At 62.8% G+C, this 501-nt stretch carries 1 protein-coding gene; it reads right to left on the reverse strand.

Going from position 1 to position 501, the window contains the following annotated elements; all coding sequences use genetic code 11:
- On the reverse strand, positions 1–485 hold a 485-nt coding region (locus AC1D2R_RS32280), incomplete at its 3' end, for a transposase (RefSeq protein ID WP_477973894.1).
- Positions 486–501: the final 16 nt, after the last annotated feature.

A 501-nucleotide genomic window follows, 5' to 3' on the forward strand; every position in this document is an offset into this window, starting at 1 on the left:
CCGTTACCCGGAAGGCCAACGACCCGCGCTGGCACGAAGGCAGGGCCRACTTCTGCAGCCAAAGCCTGCCGCCGCCAAGTATAAATCAAACCGGTCGAAACATCGAAGCGACGCGCAACTTCGGAAACAATCCCATCCGGCGCAAACGCCGCCGCCAGTATCTCTGCACGCTCATCTCGGGACCATCGCCGACGTCGCTCACGCCCGGTCAAGTTTGCGCTCTTAAGAGTGGGCTTAAGAGCGCATTGAGGAATGAGACGCGCCCCCTGCACGGGACGCGCGATCTGCGCTTTGACCTCCATCTCCGCGAGCGGGACAAGCCGGGGTTCCCCGAGGCTGCGCTCCCAACGGAAATAGTCGCGCGCCTGCCAGTAGCCAAGGAACGGTTGTTCCACGACCGTGATATGCGTGATCCACTTGACCCAAGCCATGCCGAACCAGCCACCCACGACCGCGCGTAGCGGGTAGCCGTGATCGCGCGTCAACGGCTCCTCGTTCATC

It is taken from the genome of Rhizobium sp. P1_C7, assembly GCF_056406295.1.